Raw genomic sequence first — 5,122 nt, forward strand, 5'->3', positions numbered from 1 at the left:
GGCCCGGCACCGGCGAGGCCATCGCGCCGGTGTCGGACAAGAAGCCGTGCTCGATCTTGAAAAAGGCGCGCCACCCGTCGCCCAGGGCCTCGGTGCCTCGAAAGCCCAACCACGGCGTGTCGGCGGAGACGAAGCTGCGGCGGGTCGACGGTGTGGTGGCCGTCGACGAAATCTTGTGATGGTTCACCGAGGTTTCGATGCGGCCGTAAATCTGGACGCTACTTTCCGATTGGCCCATCGAGAGCGTGGGCAGCGACGCCAGGGCGGCAGCGGCGAGCAGGGTGTGGCGTATGTTCAAGGCTTGTCTCCGGTGGTTGAAATGGGCGTGATGCATTCGTTGTCATCACATGCGGCGGGACTTTATGGACGGGGAGCGCCCGCAAGAAGATGGAGAAAGGCGGGGTTCGATGCCCCTCGCGCATCTCGCGGTTTCCCCGGGTGACAGATGAACACTGCGGCTCTAAAAAAGAAGTCGCCCCGTCTCCGACATCACGCCGATGTCGCTCCACACGCTGCCGACCTGGCCGTCGCCGAAGCGCACGCTGTAGCCTCCGAAGTCGAGCTCGCCCATGTTGTGCAGCGCGCGCGCCAGGGCCGTGGGCGTGGGGTTGCCATCGATACGTCGCAAGCCTTCGGCCAGCACGCGCGCCGCCATGCAGCCCTCCAGGTGAAATGAGCTGAACTCCGTCAGCTTGGGGTTGGCGACCCGCATCGCCGCCTGGAACTCACGCTGGACTGGCAGCACACGCCCGTTGGCGTTGGGGATGGCTTGCGTGAGGCCCAGGCCACGCGCGCCGGCCACCCCGGCCGTCTTCACCGCGAGCGCGGGCGTGAGGTAGCCGAGCGCAAACACCGCCTGGCGCACACCGGCCTCGCGCAGCCGGGCGAGCGCGTCGGCCATGTAGTTGGGAAAACCGATCACGATGTAAGCCTGCGCCGGTGTTGCCGCAGACTTCTGCACCGCCTCGGCCAGCGAAGCTGGCTCCAGTGTGCTCACAGTCGAGGTGATGTGGATGCCACCCACCCTCTGCGCGCCGGCCTTCAGCACCGCCACGCCCGATTGGCCGATGCCCACGTCTTGATAGAGCACGTGGATGTTCTTGATGCCCAGCGTCTGGCTGTGCGTGAGGATGCGCTCCAGGTGCGCCTTGTCACCCGAGCGGATATGGAAGAGCCGCTCATGCCCCGGCTGCCTGAAGGCCTCGGCGCCGGGGATGGCGCCGAGGATCACCACGTCGTTGCTGTCGAGCGCCTTGGTCGCGAGCAGCGCGCCCAGCAAACCCGAGCCCATCACGTTGAGCAAGGCCACCGGCTTGCGTGCCATCGCCTGCTTGAACTTGTCAGCGACGAGCGGTGTTTTCAGCTCGTCGTCGACGGTGAAGAACGCGAGCTTGCGCCCGCGGATGCCGCCGTTGCGGTTGATCTGGTCGATGCAGGCCTTGGTGCCCTCGCTGAGCTGCTGCGCTTCGGGCAAGGCCAGGGGCGCGATCTGCCCGACCACGATGTCCTGGGCCATGGCAGTCACTGTGGTGATGGTCAACAGCAAAACCGCCATTCGTCTCATCATCGATGTCGTGCGCAAGCTTGTCTCCTTGTCGTTCGAATGCGTGCGGACGATAGAGACGGCGGCATGTCGCGCCAAGATGGCGCGAGGTTGATGTCGATGCCGATCCGCGTCGACATCTGTGCACTGCCACTCGGTGTTAACCAGGGCACGTGATGCCTCAGCGTGATCGCGCTGCCGCTTTTGGCATCTTCTGCAGGCAGCAACGCCCTCCTAGAGTTCGACAGGCTTCTCGCAAGCCACCCCACCGACTCAAGGAGACAGAGATGCGCAGTTCCATGCGGGCCATTGCGGCGGCGAGTGCCGCCGTGGTTGCCGGCCTCACGGCTTGCAATTCGCCAACCCGGCACCCCACCACCGTCAACGTGACGAGCGGCACCGTCGTGCAGAACGTCACGGTCATCGACACGCGCACTGGCGCGGCCACAACCGGCCAGGCCCTGGTGATCGACCAGGGCAAGATCCAGCAGGTGCTGCCAAGCGCCGCCGTCAACGCCAGCGGCAATGCCCGTGTGATCGATGCCAGCGGCAAGTTCGTCGTGCCCGGCTACCTCGACATGCACACGCACGCCCTCCCCGCTGCCGTCTTCATGAAGGCGCCCCAGTGGCCGATGCTCATCGCCTTTGGTGTGACCGGCATCCGCGAGATGGCCGGCGCACCGCCGCTGATCGGCGCGGCCAAGGGCCTCAACGCCGCGCGCGCCACCGGCCAGGTCGACGCACCCGAGGTGCTGCAGGTGCCCGGCCCACCCATCGTGGGCGCTGCCACGGCCGCGAGTGGCGCGGCTGCGGTGATGGCCACCAAGGCCGTCGGCGGCAGCTTCGTCAAGCTGGTGGGTGCCGGGCCCGAGGCCCTGCCCGCCATCCTGCAAGCCGCCAAGGCACAAGGCCTCGACGTGGCCGGCCACCTCTCACCAGGCGGCACCGCGCTCGACATGGCCAAGGGCGGCATGAAGGCGATGGAGCACCTGGGCGGCATCTGGAGCATCGCGCTCGATTGCGCCGACGACCAGGCCAACATCCGCGCCGCGCTGGTGGCCGGCAAGGGCGCGAAGATGCCCACGCCCTTCCCGCCCACCTACCCGGTGAGCCCCATCCGCTTCAGCGCCGGAGACGCGCCTTACGTGCAACAGGCCATCGACACCTACAACCCGAAAACCTGCGACAGCGTGACCAAGGCGCTCGCGCAATCGGAGACCTGGCAGGTGCCCACGATGATCCGCCTTCGCACCATGACCCACAGCGATGCGCCGCAGTTCATGCAAGACCCGAACCTCAAGTACGTCGACCCGACCACCAAGGCGCTGTGGACCAAGCTCGCCAACGAGTTCACGCAGCTGGAGCCGGCCAGCACGCCGGCCACCTTCCGCAAGTCGTACGCGTCGTTCGAGAAAGCGCTCGCGCTGTGGCACAAGAACGGCGGCGCCTCCAAGACGCTGACCGGCTCCGACCTCGGCGGCATCTGGGTCATCCCAGGGGTCTCGCTGCACCAGGAGTTTGCCGAACTGTCCAAGGCCGGCTTCACGCCGCTCGAAGTCTTGCAGGCCACAACGCTCAACGGTGCGCGCTTCCTGAAACGCGAGGCCAGCATGGGCACGGTGGAAGCCGGCAAGAACGCCGACCTCGTGCTGCTCGATGCCAACCCCACGCAAGCCGTGGGCAACTTGTCGAAGATCGCCGGCGTGGTGAACGCCGGCAAGTACTTCTCCAAGAGCGATCTCGACGCGATGAAAGAAAAGGTGGCCGCCACGGTCGCCGCCACACCGCTGCGTGATGCGAGCGCGGTGATCGACACCACCCACAAGCACTGAGTTTCTCAGCGTTACCGGCCCCCACTCTGTGCAAGCTGACGGGGACCGGCTTTTTTTGAGGCCGCTCAGGCTCAGGCGGCCTGTAGGCGGAACACCGCCACCGTCTCGGCCAGCCGGCGCGTCTGCTCGCGCAGGCTCATCGACGCGGCGGCCGACCGCTCCACCAGCGCGGCGTTCTGCCGCGTCATGCCGTCGAACTGCACGATGGCTTTGTTCACGCTGTGGATCCCGGTCGTCTGGTGCTGCGCCGCGGTGTGGAAACCGCCGATCATTTCGCTCACCTGGCCCACGCATCCACGATGCGCGCCATGGCCTCACCCACCTCGCCCACCAGCACTGCGCCGCTGCTCGATGGTCTGGGCGTGCGCCTTTGCCTCGGCCAGCTGGTCAGACAGGCGATCCACCTGCAGCGTGGTCTCCAGCAGCCAGTTGTCTGTATGGCGCAGTTTTTCGAGCTGCGAGGCGCCGCGGGTGGCGATGGTGAGGCTGGCTGCGATGCCGATCTTCTCCATGTGGGCGAGGCGGCCCGGTGGAGTGGCTATCGGCGGGGGCAGCTGGGCCCAGGAGATGCGGAGATGGGTGGTTTGATCATGGTTGGGCATCACTTGGACCTGCCCTCGCGCTTGCCGTTGCGGATGCGCTCTGTGGTCGCATACGGCCAGTTCCAGTCATCCGATGGATCAGGGGAATCGCAACGTCAATGACCGGTTCCACAGTGCACCGCCATGGGTCGACGGTGGCTCGAAGGGGCTACTGCCCCCAATGCCGGTCAGGACCTTGCGTCACTTGTCGCAGGGCCGAAGCGCTTCGTACCTCTGCAGTTCGATCGGCCGAACTGGGGCCGCCGACTCAAGGCGGCGGTGGCACTTCTCCGGTTCCACCCACCTCTTTCAGAACAACATCGCAGCCCCACCCCAGGGAAAACTGCTGCCTGGCTCAGTTGCCCGAAGCCAACCCCTGCGCCAGCGCTTCGAACACCACACGGATCCGCCGCGAGGTGCGAAGCTCGCGGTGGGTGACCAGCCAGATCGGGAAGCGCACGGGCGGCACGTCGTCGAGCACCCGGATGATGCCCGGGGTGTCGCGGGCGATCTCGTCGATCATGGCGCCGATGCCCATGCCGTGGCGCACCAGGGCCCAGTTGGCCATCGAGTGGTCGGAGTAGCAGCTGAAGTTCGCCTCGCAAAGTGGCAGGCCATGCTGGCGCATGTAGGCCAGGAACTGGCCTGAGCGATCGGAGCCGACGAAGGGCAGATGGGCCGCGTCTTCGGCGTGGCGCGGATGGCCGTGGACCTTCACCCAGTCTTCCGACGCGTAGAAGTTGGCCGCCGCCTCCCGGATCAACTGGGCGATCAGATCCGGTTGCTCGGGCTTGACATGGCGTATGGCGATGTCCGCCTCGCGACGGAGCAGGTCGCTGAGCGCGTTGGAGGAGATCACCTCGATGGCAATGCCCGGCTCCTTCTCGCGCAGTAGCCGCACCAGTGGGGGCAGCAGGTGGGCAGCCACCATGTCGGTGGCCGAGACCGAGACCACACCGCCCACGGCCTGCGAGCGGCCGGTGGCCGCAAGCCCCAGGGCCTCGGCGGCTGTGCCCATGGCGCGCGCATGTTCCAGCAGGTCCAGCCCGGTGGGCGTGAGCGCCATGGCTTTGCCCACCCGCTCGAACAGGGTCACGCCCATGCGCTGCTCGATGGCCGCCACCTGGCGGCTCAGCGTGGGCTGGGTCAAACCCAGCTTGCGAGCG

The 5,122-nt window shown here is 66.7% G+C and carries 7 protein-coding genes; 2 read left to right on the forward strand and 5 right to left on the reverse strand.

Annotated elements, in window-relative coordinates; translation table 11 throughout:
- Together RMO40_RS18955 and RMO40_RS18960 are read right to left on the reverse strand one after the other, a co-directional pair.
- Positions 1-298 (reverse strand): porin (locus RMO40_RS18955; protein ID WP_309724708.1); only part of this gene is annotated, 298 nt, incomplete at its 3' end.
- 162 nt (positions 299-460) lie between these two features.
- Positions 461-1,516 (reverse strand): ABC transporter substrate-binding protein, encoded by a 1,056-nt coding sequence (locus RMO40_RS18960; RefSeq protein WP_309724710.1) that lies wholly within the window; start codon positions 1,514-1,516, stop codon positions 461-463.
- Here RMO40_RS18960 and RMO40_RS18965 point away from each other — a divergent pair.
- The gene (locus tag RMO40_RS18965) at positions 1,515-1,658 is read left to right on the forward strand and encodes a hypothetical protein (RefSeq protein ID WP_309724712.1); all 144 of its coding nucleotides are present in this window, start codon (positions 1,515-1,517) and stop codon (positions 1,656-1,658) included. The genes RMO40_RS18960 and RMO40_RS18965 overlap by 2 nt on opposite strands.
- 172 nt (positions 1,659-1,830) lie before the next feature.
- A complete protein-coding gene (locus RMO40_RS18970) occupies positions 1,831-3,375 on the forward strand; it encodes an amidohydrolase family protein (RefSeq protein WP_309724715.1) in 1,545 nt (514 codons plus the stop codon).
- A gap of 71 nt (positions 3,376-3,446) precedes the next feature.
- On the opposite strand, the gene RMO40_RS18975 is transcribed toward RMO40_RS18970, so the two are convergent.
- The 3 genes from RMO40_RS18975 to RMO40_RS18985 form a co-directional block, all read right to left on the reverse strand.
- Positions 3,447-3,647, reverse strand: a complete 201-nt coding sequence (locus RMO40_RS18975; RefSeq protein WP_309724716.1) for a hypothetical protein — start codon at positions 3,645-3,647, stop codon at positions 3,447-3,449.
- A gap of 42 nt (positions 3,648-3,689) precedes the next feature.
- Positions 3,690-3,977 (reverse strand): hypothetical protein, encoded by a 288-nt coding sequence (locus RMO40_RS18980; RefSeq protein WP_309724717.1) that lies wholly within the window; start codon positions 3,975-3,977, stop codon positions 3,690-3,692.
- 334 nt (positions 3,978-4,311) lie between these two features.
- On the reverse strand, positions 4,312-5,122 hold an 811-nt coding region (locus RMO40_RS18985; protein ID WP_309724719.1), incomplete at its 5' end, for a LysR substrate-binding domain-containing protein.

Origin of the sequence: Rhizobacter sp., from assembly GCF_031412075.1 — a bacterium.
Lineage (GTDB): Bacteria > Pseudomonadota > Gammaproteobacteria > Burkholderiales > Burkholderiaceae_C > Rhizobacter.